This window comes from Seonamhaeicola algicola (assembly GCF_007997385.1).
Taxonomy (GTDB): domain Bacteria; phylum Bacteroidota; class Bacteroidia; order Flavobacteriales; family Flavobacteriaceae; genus Seonamhaeicola; species Seonamhaeicola algicola.
The window spans coordinates 253,857-272,849 of sequence record NZ_VOSC01000030.1; the positions used below are offsets into that span (position 1 = coordinate 253,857).

An 18,993-nucleotide genomic window follows, 5' to 3' on the forward strand; every position below is an offset into this window, starting at 1 on the left:
TAAATTAAAATTTACCAATTAGTAAATGAACCATCATTACGTTTTAATCGTGGTATTTCAACGGGTTTAAATCCTTCTTTTAACGCTAAAGCCTCGTTAAATTCAACACCTAACCCGGGCGCTGTTGGTAAGGGATATCTTGGGCCTTCTATTTTTGGCTGTACTGGATAGTACTTAGGATCGTTAGTAGATACGTGTGCCCCAGTGTTTACCTCTTCTAACCAACTAAAGTTTGGACTAGCTGCTGCCACATGAATAGTTGCTGCCGTACAAATAGGTCCTAATGGATTATGAGGCATTAAATCAATATAATGCGCTTCGGCCATGGCTGCAACTTTCATAGATTCTGTAATACCACCAACGTTACATACATCTATTCTAGCATATTGTGTAATATTACGTTCAATATATGGTAAAAATTGCCACTTGCTTGAAAACTCTTCGCCAATAGCAAAAGGAATATCAATCATTTTCCTCAGGTTTTCGTATGCTTCAGGGTTTTCATCTCTAATAGGTTCTTCAATAAAATCTAAAGTTCCTTCAGGCATGCGTTTCATAAATGAATACGTTTCGGCTGGTGTTAAACGGGTATGATAATCAATACCAATAGTAACGTTATGGCCTACTTCTTTTCTCAGTTTCACCATCCAATCGGCTAATAAAGCAATAGATTTTCTAGGTTCAAAAAGACTAATATCTGTTTGAGCTTCAAACTCTGCTGGCGCTAAACGCAACATATCCCAACCTTCGTTTACCAAACGTTTAGACTGTTCTAAAAGCGCTTCTAAAGTTGAAAAGCGTACTGATGCAAAACAAGGCACATAATTACGCTGTTTGCCTCCTAAAAGTTCATAAACTGGTACTCCAAGTGCTTTTCCTTTTATATCATAAAGAGCAATATCTATAGCTGAAATAGCGGCTGTTAATACACGGCCACCTTCAAAATACTGACCTCTATACAAATCTTGCCAAATGGCGCCAATTTGCATAGGGTCTCTTCCCAAAAGTAAAGGTCTAAAATGATCAATGGCACCAATAACTGCTAACTCACGACCAGATAAACCTGATGCTCCCCAACCATGCAAACCATTATCAGTTTCTATTTTTATAACTAGTTGGCTTCCTGAACCAATATTTACCGGAAATGTTTTTACTGCTGAAATTTTCACTGTAATTCTTTTTATTTTTTTGGAACTATGCGTTCTACTTTACCTACGATAAAAATGTATGAAAGCACTCCTATTAATGACACAACGGCTATGAAAACTAGGGCAGGACTAAAATCGCCATCGGCAACTAAATAACCTATTATTGCAGGTACAAATACTGAAAAACCTCCTATAAAATTAAAAGCCCCACCTACTAAACCTAAGTTGTCTTTTGGTGCTATTAATGATACAAACACCCACGCAATACTTGCTAAACCCATACCAAAACCTGCAAGAGCTAAAAACAAAATAATAAACACTATATTATCTGTATAATTAGCGCCAATTATAAAAATAGTCATTAACATACCTATTATAATTGGTGCTTTGCGTGATATTTCTACTGAAAAGCCTTTTTTGGTTAAAAAATCGGATGTAAAGCCAGATAATAAAATACCTAAAAAGGCTGCTAAATATGGAACAGATGCATAAAAACCTGATTTTACAAAATCTAAACCTCTAAACTCTACTAAATATGTTGGAAACCATGTTAAAAAGAACCATGTTATAGCTCCCAAACAAAGTTGACCAATATAAATCCCCCAAAGTTTTCTATATATGAATGCTTGTTTAAAATCGTGCCAAGTAAACTTCTTTTTTGGTGCTTCTTCTTTATCTTTTGAACCAACTAAGCCACCTCCTTTTTCAATATAATCTAACTCTGAATCACTTACACTTTTATGATCTCTTGGGTCTCTATAAAAGAAATACCAAATTAGCGCCCAAATTATACCAATAATACCAGAAACTATAAACAAACCGCGCCAACCTAAAGCATCTTGTATTAGTGTTAAAACTGGCATTAGAAATGCTAAACCTAAAAATTGACCAGACGTGTAAACGGCTATAGCCGAAGCCCTTTCTTTTTCTGGAAACCAACGACTTACTACTAAATTATTTATAGGATAGGATGGTGCTTCAAAAACACCAATACTAGCTCTTAAACCAATTAAAGCGGCTAATGAATTTACAAACCCTTGTACCAATGTAGCTACAGACCAAAGCACTAAAATTATTGAATATAAGACTCTAGATTTAATTCTATCTGCTAAAACGCCTCCTGGTATTTGCAATGCTGCATAAAAAACTCCAAATGCAGAAAACACCCATCCCATTTGCTCTGTGTTTATTCCTAAATCTGTTCTTAAAGCAAAGGCTGCAACTGATATGTTTGTTCTATCTAAGTAATTTATAACAACGGTAATAAATATCATTGCTAATATATTATAACGCTTTTTTGTTTTTGGTTTTTCTATCATTTTTATGGCTTGCGTAATTTTAACTTTATGTAACTGCATGATAGCAGTGCTTCAAACCAAATATATACATATCACGTGAAAACCAAACAACTACACAGTAAGTTTGACCTGTTTTTACCTTTAAATTCACATATTTTACAACCCCTTGGCTTAGTTTAGCCATAATTTTAAAACACATAAATTTAAATAACTTTAAGGCTCAAAAACATTTGTTCCAATGTTCTGTCCATTTGTTAATACTTTTATGTGTATTATTTATGAATTTTACTACCACACTAAACAATAAATATTATGCAACGCCATTTAACCCTAACTATTTTAGCTTTTATTGCATTAGCTTTTAACACTAATGCCCAGAATTTACCTTACGGTTTTCCTGATACAGATAGAACTAAAATAAGCGTAAACCAAGGATGGAAATTTAAACTAGGTAACCCTGAAGCAGAAAACTATGTGCCAAATTTAAACGACGCCTCTTGGGAAACTGTAAATATTCCGCACACATTAAAACTCACATCATTAACACTTGATGGTTTACAAGATGATAAAACACAATTAATTTTCCATAGAGATGTTGGTTGGTACAGAAAAACTATTCCAGTTTCAAATTCAAACAAAAAAGTATTTTTAGAATTTGAAGGTGCACACCAAGTTACAGACCTTTGGATTAACGGCAAACACGTGGGTAAGCACGCCGTTGGTGGTTACACACCATTTCATTTTGATATAACTAATTATGTTACTAAAGGAACTAATAACCAAGTTACTATTTTAGTTGATAACAGACGTAATGAAATGATTCCTCCTGACCCAGGACCTTTTGATTATGTTAAATTTAGCGGACTTTACCGTGATGTATATCTTGTTGAAACCAACCCTGTACACATAACTTTTAACTGGGAAACGTTAAATTCTGGTGTTAACATTACCACACCAACCATTGATGTTGTAAACAAAAATGCTGTTATTTCCGTTAAAACAGCTGTAAAAAATGAAACAGATCAAGCCACCAAATGCCAATTATTAACGCGTGTAATTGATAAAAACGGACTGGTGGTTTTACGCCTTACACAAGATGCTGATATTTGGCCAGGACAAGAGTTTCAATTTAACCAAATTGGAAGTTTAGAAGACAATGTCCATTTTTGGGACATAAACACACCTTACCTATACCGTGTAAACAGTGTGGTTTTAATTAATGGAAAAGAAGTTGACTTTGTTGAAAACCGTATTGGTCTTAGAAAATTTGAATTAGATCCTGTTAGAGGTTTTATTTTAAACGGGAAACCCATTGAACTTATTGGTGCAAACCGTCATCAACAATATCCGTATTTAGGTGATGCCGTACCAAATGCACTTCATTATAAAGATATGGTTCAATTTAAAGAATATGGTTGGAATATTATGCGAACCGCTCACTACCCACAAGATAATGCTTTAATTGATGCTTGCGATGAATTAGGCATTCTTGTGTATGAAGAAGCACCTACATGGATTTCAATTTCAGACAAAGCACTATGGTGGGATAACCTTGAGCAATCTGCAAGAACCATGGTACGTAATCACAGAAATCACCCGTCTATTGTCATGTGGGGTGCAGGTGTAAACCATCGCGGATACGTACCTAGAGTTCACAATACTATTAAACAAGAAGATCCAACACGCTTAACAGCATCACAAGGTGCCAGATGGACTGGTTGGCAAACCTCTGGTTTAACTGATATTAACGCTAACATGCTTTATGGCCCTTTCCTTTGGGACCGCAGCGAACCTATTTTCGCCATGGAAGGCGGTAGAGGTGCTGCTGCTGTAGCTCCTTACAAAAAGGATGTGTTAATGACAGGGTTAATATCATGGACAGCACACGCTTACTACACATTTCACCCAACACACAGTAGAGCTAATGACAAAAGAGACCGTACCAGAAGTGGTATGATGACTATTTTTAGAGATCCAAGACCTTATTTAGAATGGTATAAATCTGAACTTTTAGAAACTCCTTTTATTAATATACATGAAGAATGGGTGCCAAACACTAACGAAATTACCGTTTTTAGCAATGCTAATGAAGTAGCATTATCCTTAAACGGCAAACTAATTGAACGCTCAAAACCCAGTAATGATACTATTTATGATGGGTTAGACCACGCACCATTCCATTTTAAAAACATTAACTATTCTTCAGGAAAACTTGTTGCCAAAGGTTTCTTTAATGATGGAAAAACTATTGAAACTACTAAACAAACACCAGGAAAACCATATGCCATAAAACTTGAATTAGATAATAATAACAGAACATTTACAGCCGACGGCAATGATATTTTGGTTGCTTATGCTACTGTGGTTGACAAAAATGGCACACCTGTTTTTAACACCAATCATTTAATACACTTTTCGGTAAAAGGTGATGCTTCTATTATTGGAGATGATACTGATATTAATGCAAACCCTATGTTTACTGAATATGCTGTAGCTCCTGCATTAGTAAGAGCAGGAAATACCATAGGAAACATTACTATTACTGCTAAATGCAAAGGTTTAAAATCTGCTAGTAGCACCGTTAATTTAGTTGCAAACAACACCAATATTATTCAAAAAAATGCCAAAGCCATTTATGATTTTAAAAGTGAACGTGTAGATCTTGGTGCTGCAGACCAATTACTTCAGTTTGGGTGGCAACCTTGGTACGGATCTGATGAGGCTGAAAACACATACACATTTAAAAATTTTGCAGGTGTTAATGCTAAAATATCAGCTGCTTCAAACGAAGGCGTTTTACGTTGGTTAGGCGAAATGAATGTTATTGGAAAATATGGTTTTGCATATGGCGAAGGCGTAATTACTATTGATGATAAAGGTGTTAACTTGGTTTTTGAAAATCTTCCTAAAGGAAATTACAAATTAACCACATGGCACCACGCACCAAGTAGCAATTCAGATTCTATGGACCCAAACAAAGACAAATTAAAATCACTGCAAATTCACAAACTACCATATGAAAAAGATATTGTTATTTCTTCGGAAGCCCTAGTTGGTAAAAAACAAGTAAAAGCAAAAGTTACCGAAGGCAAAGAAATGCAATGGCAATCAGCAGGGTTAAGTGTTATTGAATTTGTTTCAGATGGTAACTCACCAGTTACTATAAACTTCAACGGAAAAGAAAACAAAGGCGTTTGGATAAATGCTTTTGAGTTAAGTGAATGGAAATAAACCCAAATAATTATGCCACACAGTATAAACTTACAAAAATGGTCAGTAGCAATTATTATGCTATTGACCATTTCTTGTAAAAAACAACCAAAATCTATTTTATTTTACACTGAAGAAACAACCAAAAACTCATGCTTTTATGGCCTAAACAAGCTTAAAAACCAACTAAAAAAAACTAAAATCAACCTAATTGAAACTCAACAAAAAAACGATGCGCAATTAGTTATAAATTTAAATGAGAATATCGTTAAAAACGATGGTTACATCATAAACAAAACAGGTACTCAAACCATATTAACTGCCAATAACAATAGAGGAATAATTTATGGGCTACAAGATATAAGTGAACAAATTACACCCAACAATAACTGGAAAAACATAACCACCAAACAAACAAAATCCCACTATAACTTTAGAGCCATTAAATTTAATTTACCCTGGTTTTCATACAGAAAAGGTAAAAACTTGTCCCTTCATTATGAAACGTGTAGAGATTTAAAATTTTGGGAGTCATTTCTAGACATGATGGTAGAAAATAAATTTAATGTACTATCATTATGGAGTTTACACCCATACATATACATGGTTCAACCTAAAAACTTTCTAAATGCTTCACCTTTTACAAACAAAGAATTTAAAGAATGGCAAGCCTTTTGGAAAGCACTATTTAAAATGGCTAAACAACGTGGCATTGAAACCTACATTGTTAATTGGAATATTTTTGTTTCAGAAGAATTTGCTCAAGCTTATGGTGCTGCTGAATACTCAAAAGACAGTGGTTTTTGGGGTGAAGGAGAAACAAATGAAAGTATTGAAAAATATACCAAAGAAATTGTAACGCAAACCATTAATGAATACCCAAATTTAACTGGCATAGGCATTACTTTAGGTGAACGCATGGGAGGTATGACATCACAAATGAGAAAAGATTGGATTAACAGAACCATTATTGCCGGTATTAAAGAAGCTAACAGAGAAGCAAAACTTTTTTACAGAGCCCCTTTATCTGCTGGTTTATCAAGTGAAGGCACAGTAAGTAAATCAACCGAAATTTTAACTCGTGAAGCCCTTGAAAATATAGGTCTTAAAAATGATGTTCATTTAGGTTTTAAATTTAATTGGTCGCACGGGCACTCGTCTCCAAAACTTTCTATAGTACATGGTGGTATATTAACAGATACTTACTGGAAACCTAAACCAAAAAATTACAAAGGCATTTATACAGTAAGAAACGAAGATTTTTTTGCCTTACGTTGGGCACAACCAGATTTTATAAGAGCATTTATTGGTAATAACAGCCAAGAGTATATAGACGGTACCATAATTGGTTCTGAAACATATATTCCTGCAAAAGACTATATCACAAAAAATGAACACCGTACTTGGAATTATGCTTTTGAGAGACAGTGGTTATTTTATAAAACTTGGGGTAATTTGCTATATAATAAAACTACCCCAGACACTTATTTTGAAAACGCTTTAAAGAAAAAATTTAGTATAACTGAAACAAATAAACTTCTTAAAGCATGGAAACAAGCATCAATGAATGCTAACCGCTTTGCCAGTTTTCACCAAGGTACTTGGGATGCCACAATTTATACCGAAGGGTTTACTACCGTTGGAGGTAAGTTTATTGACATTAATAAATTTATAAACCACCCTGTTTTAGACTCTAGCTATGTAAATATTAAAGATTTTGTTGCTGGAAATTACACAAAAGCACATATAACACCATTAAAATTAGCTGAAACAACAGAACGTGAAAGTAATGAGGCTATAAACACAGCCAAATTTTTAAAAGAAAAACACCCCGAAAACAAACGCTTGCAAATAGAGTTAAATGATATTGAAGCTTGGGGATATTTCGGACTGTATTTTGCCTCTAAAATACGTGGTGGTGTTGCCCTAGAAAATTATAGAACAAACAACGATAAAGAACAGCAAAAAAAAGCCATACAGTTTTTAGAATTTGGCCTAAAACAATGGTGGCATTATACCAATACCTTAAATCGTTTTAATGTAGACACTATGCCACATCAATTTAACCCTAAATTTTCATTTTCAGAACTTTTAAATGATGTTCAAAACGATATTCTAATAGCAAAAGAATAAATTAAATAGTTCATAATAATAAAAAAGGTTAGAGTGTAAGCTCTAACCTTTTTTATTACTGTTTTTTTAATTTACTTTTTTTGAATGTAAACCACCCAATCTTTCGTTTTATCTTTTGGTGGTAAACCTAAAGACTGTTTTCCTGAATTTTTTATAGTTTTTACACTACCTTTTTGAAGTTTACCTCCTGTTCTTGGGTTATACCACAACACCGAATATGTTCCTGGATTATCTTTAAAATCTAACATAGCCTCACCTCCATTTTTTAAAAACACCACATAAGTTTCACCTTCATTAGCTAAAACATAATCACCTTTTGTTGATATTAAAGTATCATTTGATAGCATTTTAGCAACAGGAATCTTGTTATCATTAAAAAAATCTAAACAAATTTTTCCTTGGTCCCAGAATAAATCTCTTGAGCGGTAATCTTCACATGTTAAATCTGAGTGTGCATGCTTATAGCCAAAGTACCACTCAGTGCCCCAAGCACCTGCCATCATAGCACCCCAAAGTCCGTTTTTTCTAGCATCATTATGCTCAGGATCTTCATCATCAGGTAATAATGAATGTTGGGCATCACCAGGTTCATCACAAGCTACGGCCCAAGTTTTACCTTCAGCTTCAGCTTCTTTCAAAATACGTAAAACACTATTATGAACATTGCTAAAATCGGCTTTATTAGTTTGTAAAGAGGCCCCTGTAAATTTACTGTTTTTTCCGTAAACACCTGTAAACCAATTACCATTATGAATTACAATATGATGCTTATAAGGATCTATTTCACTTACATAATTTGCTAATGTTAAACGCCCTTGTACATCTACTGGAAAAGTACGTGGTGGATTTTGCCAATCGCCAGTTTCTTCACATAAATTCCAATTTAAAGCCAAATGGTGTCCAAAACGTGCAATTAGCTCTCGGTAATATAGCTTGGTGTATAAACCAACACCACCATTATCTAACAAGCCTTGGTTTTCAGCCTCTAAGGTTTTGAAATGTAAAAACATACCCAAAGCACCGGCGTGTTCAAAAATAATTTCCCATTGATCTAATTTTGAAACATCAAACCTATCTTTTGTATTATAATCTGTGTATGGAAATACGTTTTTATCATCACCTTCAATATTCATAGTAATAAAAGAAAACACATTCATACCTTTTGATGCTAGGTAATTTACAGCACCAATAATATCTTTTCCTTTTCCGTTTTGCCATGTTGGATTTCCTTGTTTCCAGTCTTTTTCATGTGCTTCCCATGATTTTACTAAATCATCTTTAAATCCGTCATTATGAAATGTACCATCAAATTCTTCATAAGCTAAAAAATTCTCAGGGGCATCTGCTCCACATTTCAAAAAGTATTCACCGGTTTCAGCAAACTTCAAATAACGCTCGCCAACGTACTGCAGTCTTCCTTTAGCACGCATATCTCTACCTGTTTTATCGGTGTTTTCAACTACAAAAGATCCTTCTTTATTATCCATAAATCCGGCAGACTTCAACTTATTAGAAACACGTACCGCAGCCCATTTATCTTTTACAAACCGTACTTTATAATGCCACTCACCAACAGCATCGGCGGCAAAATGTACACGCCAAACATTACCTTTTGTGGCACTTGTGTTGGCGGCATTACCATCGGCTGCAAAATACCCTGGAATTGTATAATTTTTTCCAGAATTTTTATGTGTGAAGGTTACATCTAGTTTGTAGTTTAAAAACGGATTATCTTCTGCATTTTCTGATGTTTCTGGGCCTTCAAACTCTAAGGTTATTTTATGCCATTTTTTTAATTCGCCTTTTATTGTTTGTGCTTTAGTTGTTTGAAACACTAGCAATAACATTGCTAAAAAAATGAATGTGGTGGTGTTTTTACGCATGTTTATTTGTTTTTATATAATTCTTTAATAGTAAAATAATCTTCTTTATTTTTAATTTGGCTTCTTATTTGTTGCACTTGCCAACCACCAACAGGAGATGCGTTGTTAAACTCTTTTCTTACGTAAGTTAAAACGCTGGCTAACCAATCATTATCTTGGTGTTTCATACCAACCATAACACCAGAATAGGTTTTCCCGTCAATAGGCCCTGTTAAGCCATTAAGTATAATTTTGGTGGTAATATCTTTATTGCCTTTTACTCTTGGTGAGCCAACTAACGCTGGTGCTAAACCATCAATACCTTCGCCATTTTTACCATGGCAAGCTGCACATATGCTGTTATAGTTTTTGTAACCTTCAATGATATTTTTTCTAACATGCGAGTTTTCTAAAACATATTTCTTTTTTAGTTGCTCTATTACGGGTGGCACTTCTTTTATGCCTTCTTCTCCTGTAACTTTTACAACTTCATTGTTTGGATGAGCAGCCATAATTTCTTTAATTAGGCTTTTAACTTCAGGTGTTTTGTTGGCCCTAAGTGACAATAGCAACTGTACTATAACATTAATATCTGTATCTGTTTTCATGCTTGCTAATGCAGAAAAAATTGCTGCATTGCCCTTAGCATGAAAAGCTTCACTTAACCTTAAAGCAGCTTGTTTTACACGTGCATCTTCATCTTTTAAAGCTTTAAGTACTGTACTTTCATTTATAGCATCTAACCCTTCTAGTGTCCATAAAGCATGTAGTCTTTCCAGCGGCTTACCCTTAGAAGCCATACTTTGAAGTTTTGGAATTACCGATGTATCTTTCTTTAAAATAATAAGTTTTTGTGCATTAAGCCTGTACCAACCGTTGGCATGCCCTAAATATGGCAATAATGATTTGGCCGATTTATCTAAAAGGTTTTCTACTTTTGAAGGTTTAATTTCATCATGCACAATTCTATAAATTCTACCTTTACCTATGTTTTTATCCAGTCCTTTTTCTTCAATTACAGGTCTTAAAAAGCTACCTTTTCGGGTCCAGTTTCCTTCCTGAATAATACCTCGGTACATATCTACTATATATAAACAACCATCGGGCCCTGTTTTAGTATCAACAGGTCTGAAATTCATATCAGTAGAGGCTAAAAATTCTGTTTGTTCGTATGGGTTTTTAAGTACTTTTTTACCATTTATGTTTTCAACTTTTGCACGTCTAATTAATCTTCCAACAGGCTCAGGGATAAACAAGTCACCGTAAAGATTTGGTGGTAATTTATCTCCTAAATAAATAGCTTGCCCACAACTTGCTGTAAAATGGTTAAGTGTACCATCTTCTCGCAACCTTTTTAAGCCGCCTTGAACATCGGGTGTTCCTGTAATGGGCCATACTTGCTCAAAACCTTCTTCCCATTTTCCTTCTAATTCTAAAGTACCGTAGTATGGGTGTTGTTGGTAACCTAATGCTGGTACTTCACCTCCTGCACTAGAGTAATATAATTGACCTATTTCATCTTGTGTTAACCCCCATTGACCATTAGGAGCATCTTGTAAAGTATCTGCTTCAATTTTTCCTCTGGTAAACCTGTAGCGAATAGAGTTTTTTGATAAATATAACCAATTATCAATACCCCAAAGCATGCTAGCAGATTGGTGCTCTAAATTAGAATTATCGCGCTTTGGTGCATCTAAAAGTTTAATTTTTTCATCGGCTACATTATCTCCATCAGTATCTCTATAACTCCAAATATGTCGGTTGTAAGTTTCACCAACAATAAGTCTATCGTCTAACGGCATTATAATTCTTGGTAGAATAATACTATCAATAAAAACGGTACTTTTATCCATTTTACCATCGTTATCTAAATCTTCTAAAACTGAAATTCTACTCCAAGGTTTCTGTTGGTTGGTACCATCAACATCTTGCATGTAAGTAAGCATTTCTGCCACATACATTTTTCCGTTTCCATCCCATTCAATAGCTACGGGCTCATTTATCATAGGTTCACTAGCAACAAGTTCTACCCTGTAACCCTCAGGCAAATGCATGGTTTTAATACTTTCTTCGGGTGATAGAAAATCTATTGGCGGATCTTTAACTATTGCTGGTTTTGTGTAAATAACATCAGCATATACTTTTTTCTCTTTTTTACAGCTAGAGAATATTAATGCCACCAAACAAAAGGTAGCTAAATGGTACATGTTCAATTTCATTTAATGTGAATTTAGTTTATGCTGCAAAATAAAAATTTAGTCATTGTTTATACACCATATTTGTTTCAATAACGATAACAAATGTTTCATTTTTTCAAACTTAATAAAAGCTATCATACATTTTATAAGCTAGATTAGTTACCCCGCTAATTTGACCAATAATTACTACTTTACTTTTTATATACAAAAAGGCGCATTGTAATTAACAATGCGCCTTTTAATTATTTAAATTATATTATTAAGCTGCTAAACTATTAGAATAGGCTACAATAATAATACCTACAACCATACAAGTTAAGCCTATGTATAAAAAGTTTTTAGCTTTAGCTGATGCTTTAACCCACTCTTTAGTAATTAAACCACTTACAATAGCAGTAACAACACAGGCTGTATTAAATATTGCATACCCAATACTACCACCTAACTCACCTAATTTAAAGGCTGCATATGCAAAAACTACTGATGCTGCAAAGTTAAAAATCCCCATTATGGTGGTTAATAATAAGTTTTTACCCAAATGCGGTGTTTTAAATTTACCCCACAACTTTTTTGCTGTTAATTGTTGTGCAAAATATATAGCTATAGCAACACCACCAGCCATGTAAATAACATACATAACAGCAATAGCACTTTTCCAAGAAGGATTGCCTTGTGCTTGAGAAGCCTTATCTATAATTTCTGCTCCGTAAGAATTTGCAAAACTGAAGCCAGTTGCTAATAACCCCCCAACTACTGCAATTAAAATACCTGTTATTATAGAGCCGCTTTTCTTTTCTTCATTGTTTGTATTACCTGCTTCATCTTTTTGACGAATAATACCAGCTCTACCGTTTGCCATAACACCTACCAGTACCACTAACAAACCAGCCAAAATTGTTAAAAATATATTAGTTGCGGGTACACCATTTACAAAAAATGGTATTAATGAGCCTACCAAAATAATGGTACCTATAAATATTGAAAACCCTAATGACAACCCTATGTAGTTAATGGCTTTTCCCCACATCATTGCACCTATACCCCATGCTACACTTGATACAACCATACCAATTAACACATCAGAAGGAATAGCTGCTAAAATATCTGTAAAACCATCAATTAATAAAAAGGCAGCTACATTAGGTACCACAAAAGTATTTATGGCAAAGAACATACTCCATGTATTTTCAAACTCATAATCTTTGGTAAACTTTTCAGGTAATGCGTATAAACCTAGTAATAAGCCTGCTAAAATGGCAAATAAAACACCTGTAATCATAATAATTAGTATTAGTTAGTAATTAGTTTTTAAACTTAAAAATTGTTGTACTTGTAAACGTTTCACCTGCCTTGGTTATTGAACCTGGTGAATTTTGAATATTTGGACCGTTTGGATAACGATGCGTTTCACAACAAAAACCTCTATATTTTCCAAATTGGGTGCCATCTTCTCGTTTTAAATCATTGGATGTATATTTGCCCGTGTAAAGCAACATACTTGGCTCGGTTGAGTATACTTCTAAACTTAAATCACCTACCGAATTTGTAATAACTGCCGTTTGAATGAGATTTGCATTTGGATTATCAAACACGTAAAAATGCTCAAAACCATCACCCATAGCTTGATGTACATCAGCAATTCGTTTTGGCTGACGCAAATCGTCTGCTTTATTATTAAGTTTTAAAATAACGCCTGTAGCAGCACCAGTTTCGTCAGTTTCTAAACGTTTATTAGTATTAACTTGCACTTTGTGGTTTTCTATACTTTCAGAAAATCCGCTTAAATTAAAATACGTGTGATTGGTTAATGATAGTGGCGTATCAGCATCAGGTGTTGCCTCATAATTTATATGAAGTTCATTAGCATTATTAATACTAAAAACTACAGATACATCAACATTCCCTGGAAATCCTTCTTCTAAATCTTTACTTTTAAGACGCATTTTTAGTGCAGCAGATGCTCCCTGAATAGTTATAACCTCAGCATCCCATATTTTTTTATCAAAACCAACTGCACCACCATGTAAATTATTTGGTCCGCAATTATCAGCTAAACTATATGTTTTATCATTTAGGGTGAATTTTGAATCTTTGATTTGCGAACAATAACGACCAACAGTACAGCCAAAATAAGGTGCATTATTTTTGTAATCTTCAGAAAAATAACCGCTTAAAGCATCAAAACCGCAGGCAACTTCTCTTAACTCACCATCAACTGGTACTTTTAAAGATGTTATGGTAGCACCGTAGTTAGTAATTTTTACTGCCATTCCATTATCATTTGATAAGGTAAACTGTTGTATATCTACATCGTTGTAGTTTCCAAAAGAAGTTTTAGTTACACTCATATGTCTTATTTAGTTTTGTTTTATTTTTTTTCGAAGGGTGCTAACTTTTCCCAATTAAAAATCACCCCAACACCAGGATAATCTGGCGCTACAGCTCTGTGGTTTTCAACCACTAGTGGTCTGGTTGTATACTCATCAATAGGGAAACTGTGTACTTCTAACCAACCAGAATTTGGTTGTGCTGACACCAAACTTACATGAAGCTCTTGCATACCATGTGAGCATGCAGGAATACCATGTTTATTAGCTAATCTTGCTGCTGCTAACCATCCTGTTACACCACCACAATTAGAAGCATCGGGTTGTACAAATGATAGTTTAGCTTGTTCCATAGCGTACTCAAACTCATGAATTGTGTGTAGGTTTTCGCCCATAGCTAATGGAAAACCAGTTCTGTCTACAATTTCTCCAAAACCTTTATAATTATCAGGAATGATAGGCTCTTCAAACCAAGTAATATTGTACTGTTTAAAACCTTCAATAGCTTTAATAGCTTTTTCAACATCCATGGAGTAATTAGCATCAACCATAAAAGTTACATCAGGCCCAATAAATTCTCTTACTGCTTTAATTCGCTCTAAATCTTCTTCTAAATTATCTCTACCTATTTTTATTTTTACAGCTTTGTAACCTCTATCTAGGTAGTTTTGCATGTTGCGTAAAAGCTTTTCTATAGGAAACATTAAATCTATACCACCACAATAGGCTTTACAGGTATTATTTACGCCTCCTGCCATTTTCCATAATGGTTGGTTTGCTTTTTTGCATTTAATATCCCAAAGTGCAATATCTACTGCTGAAATTGCAAATGATGCAATACCACCACGACCAACATAATGAATGTGCCACTCTAAAAAATCATAAATACCATCTATATCTGTTCCGTCTTTACCTACTAACACATCAAAATCATAATCAATCATGGCTTTAATGGCTCTACCGCCTTTGCCTCCTGTGTAGGTATAACCTGTGCCTTCGCTACCATCTTCTAAAGTAATAGTAACAGTAACTAACTCAAAATGATAATGATCTCCGTGTTTAGCATCAGACATTACTTCTGGTAAAGGCACCTCAAATAAACGTGCTTGTACTTTTGAAATTTTTGTACTCATTTTTTATTTTAATATTATTGGAAGCTCTACAGGGGTAGCTGCTCCTAAATCTTTACTTCTTTTACTTGGTAAGGCATTACTAATAATAATTTTGTAATTGCCTTTTATCCATTCTTTTTCGCCGTTTAAGTTGGTTTGTAAAAAGCTTTTATTAGAAATTATAAAACTTATTGTTTGCTTTTCTCTTGGTTTTAAAGCTACTCTTTTAAATGCTTTTAAAGCATAAAAAGGCAAATAACCTTTTGTGTCTTCAGGAACCAAGTATACTTGTACAACATCTTCTAAATTCAAATTACTTTTATTTGTAATATCTACAGCCACCTCAAAGGCTTCTTTATTTTTCTTTAGTTTATTGGAATTAAAAACAGCGTTTTCTAAATATGTTTCTCCATAACTTAACCCAAAACCAAACGGATACATTGGCTCTTTTACCATATATTTATACGTTCTGCCTTTCATACTGTAATCATCAAAAGGAGGTAATTGATTTACATTTTTTGGAAACGTTACAGGTAAATGACCAGATGGAGCAACATCACCAAACAATACATCGGCTACGGCATTACCGCCTTGTTCTCCTGGATACCACATTAAAACAATAGCGTCAACCAAAGGCTCAACTTCTTCTAGAGAAACCGCACTACCTGTTCCTATTACTAAAATTAATGGCCCTTTTTTCTTTTCGCTTATTTCTTTTATGTAGTCTATTTGACTTTTAGGTAGTTGTAAATGTGTTCTATCTCCTTTTGTTTCTGAAGCAATAGCATCAACCTCTTCGCCTTCAATTTCATTAGATATACCAGCCACTAATATGGTAGCTTCAACTTCTTTAGCAACATTTGGCGCCCAATTTTTAGGGTTTAAATTTGAAGTAAAAGGCAGTACACCTTGCCTGTAATTTAATGACGTACCCAATGAAACTTTTTCTGTAACACCCTCTAAAACTGTTACTAAATTTGATGACATGCCGTAATAATTAGCCATTAAAATATTTGTAGAAGACGAAAACGCTCCAGTAACATATAATGACTTAATATCTTTTTTTAGAGGAAGTACATTGTTTTTATTTTTAAGAAGCACAATGGATTGCTGCGCTACTTTTCTTGCTAAATCTTTATGTTTTTGAGAGTTAATAACCTCGGTTCCTAAACTGTTGTATGGATTACTTTCAGTTTTATCAAAAAAACCAAGTTTAAATCGTGTTAAATACAATTGTTTTAAACGTTTATTAATTAGCTCTTCTTTAATTAACCCTTTATCTACAGCTTTTTTTAATCCAGCTTTGTAAACCCAGCCACAATTTAAATTAACACCTGCTAACATTGCTAAAGCTGATGCTTCTTCGGCTGTTTTTGCTTTGTTATGGCCTTTTAAAATGTCACCTAGGGCACCACAATCTGATACTATATAACCGTTAAAACCCCATTCTTTTTTAAGAATTTGATCCATTAAAAACATACTTGATGTTGCTGGCTCTCCGTAAACAGCATTATATGCCCCCATGACTCCTTCAACTTTAGCCTCTTTTACCAAAGCCTCAAAAGCAGGAAAATAGGTTTCATATAAATCTAACTTTGAGGGAACAGCATTAAAGCTATGTCGTAATTCTTCAGGACCAGAATGTACCGCAAAATGCTTAGCACAAGCTGCAGCTTTTAAGTATTTAGTATGATCTCCTTGAATACCTTGAACATAGGCTACACCTATTTTAGACATTAAATAAGGGTCTTCTCCATATGTTTCTTGCCCGCGCCCCCAACGAGGGTCTCTAAACAAATTTACATTAGGAGACCAAAAAGTTAAACCTGCATATTTACCTCTATTATTTATTGCTAATGATACCTGAAATTTAGCTCTGGCTTCATCTGTTATAGCAGATGCCACTTCTTTAATTAAATCAGGATTGAAGGTTGCTCCCATTGCAATACCTTGAGGAAAAATAGTAGCCTTACCGTTTCTAGCTACACCATGCAAAGATTCGTTCCACCAATCGTATTCTGGTACGCCCAAGCGTTTAATTGCTGGTGAGCTTGATGTAAACTGACTACACTTTTCTTCAAGCGTCATGGCTTGTATTAATAAATCTGCACGCGTTTCAAAAGCTATAGATTCATCAAACCACTTAAATTCACCTTGGGCTTGTAAGCCCATAAGTGAATTCAAAAAAAGTATAAATAAGATACTGTAATTTCTCATTTATAAGTAAAGCAAACTAAATTAAACTGTGTGTTTTATGTAAAATGTTTTCTTTTCTAAATATTGTTCAAAACCATATTTTCCATCTTCACCACCTGAACCAGATAATTTATAGCCGTTATGGAACCCTTGGTGTTGCTCTCCATGACCACGGTTTACGTATATTTCGCCATATTCTAATTCATCATTACATTTCATAATGGTATTCATATCATTGGTAAATACCATGGCTGCTAATCCGTATTCACAATCATTAGCATATCCAATAACCTCATCAAACGTTTTAAATTTTAATACAGGCAAAATTGGTCCGAATGATTCTTCATGAACAATAGTCATATTTTGTGTTACATTGGTTAAAACCGTTGGTTCAAACCAGTAACCTTTTTCAAATTCTTTTCCTTCTGGTTTTTTACCTCCAGCAGCAATAGTAGCACCTTCTTTTACTGATACCTCTACTAAATGTTCCATATGCTTTAATTCTGAAGCATTTACTTTTGGGCCCATATCAGTTTCTTCTAGCATTGGATCTCCAACTTTTATTTGAGCCACTTTAGCTAAGAATTTCTCCATGAATACATCGTAAATATCTTCGTGAATATACATACGCTCATTACATGTACAAACTTGTCCACAGTTATCAAAACGAGAATGCAATGCTGCATCTACGGCTGCATCAATATTAGCATCGGCAAATGCAATAAATGGTGCTTTACCTCCTAATTCTAACTGTACATGTGTTAAATTATTAGCTGCAGCACGAGCAATAGATTGCCCTACGGGTGTAGAGCCCGTCATGGTTATCATTTTAGTTATTGGGCTTTCAACAAGTGCATTACCCATGGCTCGTCCTGGGCCTGTAAGTATGTTAATAACACCTTTTGGAATGCCTACTTTATTTGCTAAATCTCCTAACTCTAGTGTTGCTATTGGCGTTTCGGAAGTAGGTTTTATTACAATTGAATTACCGGCTACTAATGCTGGCCCTAATTTACGACCTGCTAGTGCTAATGGGAAATTCCAAGCTGTAATTGCCACAACAACACCCTTTGGTATTTTTTGAATCCAGATTTGTTCGTTTGGATTATCAGAAGGAATGATATCGCCTTCAATTCTACGCGCTCCTTCGGCAGCATATCTAATAAACGATGCTGTAACTTGCACTTCAAAACGTGCAACTTTTAAAAGTTTACCTTGCTCTTTTGTTAATAATACAGCTAAACGCTCATTGTTGGCATCTATTTCATCTGCTAAAGCATACATATAATCTGCTCTGGTACGTGCAGGTAATTTTTTCCATTCTTTTTGAGCTGCTTCGGCTGCTTTTAAGGCTTCAATAGCCTCTTCAGCTGTACCATTTTGCACTTTAGCCACTACTTCTTCAGTAGAAGGACTTATAATATCAATAGTTTCTCCAGATGCAGAGGTTTTCCACTCTCCGTTTATAAACAACTGGTATTCTTTAACTTGCCCCATAATATTTAGTAA

The 18,993-nt window shown here is 34.4% G+C and carries 11 protein-coding genes; 2 read left to right on the forward strand and 9 right to left on the reverse strand.

Annotation, left to right across the window (positions count from 1 at the left end; translation table 11 throughout):
• Positions 1 to 11: 11 nt before the first annotated feature.
• Both FUA26_RS13410 and FUA26_RS13415 read right to left on the reverse strand, forming a co-directional pair.
• Positions 12 to 1,169 (reverse strand): mandelate racemase/muconate lactonizing enzyme family protein, encoded by a 1,158-nt coding sequence (locus FUA26_RS13410; RefSeq protein WP_147137136.1) that lies wholly within the window; start codon positions 1,167 to 1,169, stop codon positions 12 to 14.
• Positions 1,170 to 1,180: 11 nt separating this feature from the next.
• On the reverse strand, positions 1,181 to 2,506 hold the full coding sequence (locus tag FUA26_RS13415; protein WP_246109138.1) for an MFS transporter: 1,326 nt from the start codon (positions 2,504 to 2,506) through the stop codon (positions 1,181 to 1,183).
• Positions 2,507 to 2,758: 252 nt separating this feature from the next.
• On the opposite strand from FUA26_RS13415, the gene FUA26_RS13420 reads away from it, so the two are divergent.
• Both FUA26_RS13420 and FUA26_RS13425 read left to right on the forward strand, forming a co-directional pair.
• Positions 2,759 to 5,677 (forward strand): glycoside hydrolase family 2 TIM barrel-domain containing protein, encoded by a 2,919-nt coding sequence (locus FUA26_RS13420; RefSeq protein ID WP_147137139.1) that lies wholly within the window; start codon positions 2,759 to 2,761, stop codon positions 5,675 to 5,677.
• Between the two features lie 12 nt (positions 5,678 to 5,689).
• The gene (locus FUA26_RS13425; protein WP_147137142.1) at positions 5,690 to 7,789 is read left to right on the forward strand and encodes a hypothetical protein; all 2,100 of its coding nucleotides are present in this window, start codon (positions 5,690 to 5,692) and stop codon (positions 7,787 to 7,789) included.
• Between the two features lie 71 nt (positions 7,790 to 7,860).
• Here FUA26_RS13425 and FUA26_RS13430 read toward each other — a convergent pair whose 3' ends face one another.
• The 7 genes from FUA26_RS13430 to aldA form a co-directional block, all read right to left on the reverse strand.
• Positions 7,861 to 9,672, reverse strand: coding sequence for a DUF5060 domain-containing protein (locus FUA26_RS13430; protein ID WP_222611767.1), 1,812 nt, complete (start codon positions 9,670 to 9,672; stop codon positions 7,861 to 7,863).
• Positions 9,673 to 9,674: 2 nt separating this feature from the next.
• Positions 9,675 to 11,870 carry a DUF7133 domain-containing protein gene (locus FUA26_RS13435; protein WP_246109139.1) on the reverse strand — a complete coding sequence of 732 codons (2,196 nt, stop codon included), beginning with the start codon at positions 11,868 to 11,870 and terminating at the stop codon, positions 9,675 to 9,677.
• 238 nt (positions 11,871 to 12,108) lie between these two features.
• A complete protein-coding gene (locus FUA26_RS13440) occupies positions 12,109 to 13,128 on the reverse strand; it encodes an L-rhamnose/proton symporter RhaT (RefSeq protein WP_147137145.1) in 1,020 nt (339 codons plus the stop codon).
• A 22-nt stretch (positions 13,129 to 13,150) separates the two neighbouring features.
• Positions 13,151 to 14,197 (reverse strand): aldose epimerase family protein, encoded by a 1,047-nt coding sequence (locus tag FUA26_RS13445; RefSeq protein WP_147137148.1) that lies wholly within the window; start codon positions 14,195 to 14,197, stop codon positions 13,151 to 13,153.
• A 20-nt stretch (positions 14,198 to 14,217) separates the two neighbouring features.
• On the reverse strand, positions 14,218 to 15,309 hold the full coding sequence (locus tag FUA26_RS13450; protein WP_147137151.1) for a mandelate racemase/muconate lactonizing enzyme family protein: 1,092 nt from the start codon (positions 15,307 to 15,309) through the stop codon (positions 14,218 to 14,220).
• Between the two features lie 3 nt (positions 15,310 to 15,312).
• Positions 15,313 to 17,472, reverse strand: coding sequence for a glycoside hydrolase family 3 C-terminal domain-containing protein (locus FUA26_RS13455; protein WP_246109140.1), 2,160 nt, complete (start codon positions 17,470 to 17,472; stop codon positions 15,313 to 15,315).
• A 54-nt stretch (positions 17,473 to 17,526) separates the two neighbouring features.
• Positions 17,527 to 18,981: an aldehyde dehydrogenase gene (gene aldA, locus FUA26_RS13460; RefSeq protein WP_147137157.1), complete on the reverse strand. Its 1,455-nt coding sequence runs from the start codon at positions 18,979 to 18,981 to the stop codon at positions 17,527 to 17,529.
• Between the last annotated feature and the right edge of the window lie 12 nt (positions 18,982 to 18,993).